Origin of the sequence: Desulfogranum marinum (genome assembly GCF_016918565.1) — a bacterium.
Lineage (GTDB): Bacteria > Desulfobacterota > Desulfobulbia > Desulfobulbales > Desulfobulbaceae > Desulfogranum > Desulfogranum marinum.
This window is the reverse complement of sequence record NZ_JAFFQD010000151.1, coordinates 1-575: the sequence shown is the minus strand read 5'-3', so window position 1 is coordinate 575 and position 575 is coordinate 1. Positions and strand designations below refer to the sequence as shown.

The window sequence follows — 575 nt, the reverse complement described above, 5'->3', positions numbered from 1 at the left end:
GTGTATAGCAAGAGAATTTGGATTTCCAGTCGCCAACGCTGAATTGGCAATGTTCGGCCAAAAAAAGGTACTTATCGTAGAGCGTTTTGACCGAAAATGGTCTTCATCTGGAGACTGGCTGTTGCGCCTTCCTCAGGAGGATTGCTGTCAGGCTTTGGGTATTGCACCTGCATTAAAATATGAATCTAATGGGGGGCAAGGTATTGAATTTATCATGACGATGCTTTTGGGCTCACAAAAAGCAATCGACGATAGAGAAATGTTCTTTAAATCACAAATCCTGTTCTGGATGCTGGCTGCGGTAGATGGGCACGGGAAAAACTTTTCCATCTTCATTGAATCAGGAACATCTTTTCGTTTAACCCCTTTGTATGATGTACTGTCCGCTTTTCCTATCTTTCAGTCTAGAGGCATAGAGACCAAAAAGGCAAAAATGGCTATGGCATTACAAGGGAAAAACAAACAATACCATTTTTCTATGATCCAACCGCGTCATTTTATCAGTACCGCTACACAGGTCGGGTTTTCTCCGAAAATGGCAACGCAACTGATGCTTGATATGGCCGAAAAGACAG

1 protein-coding gene is annotated in these 575 nt (G+C 42.8%); it reads left to right on the top strand.

Features of this window, described 5'->3' with window-relative positions; translation table 11 throughout:
• Positions 1-575: HipA domain-containing protein (locus JWH17_RS23265; RefSeq protein WP_205225090.1), on the top strand; the 575-nt coding region annotated here is incomplete at both ends.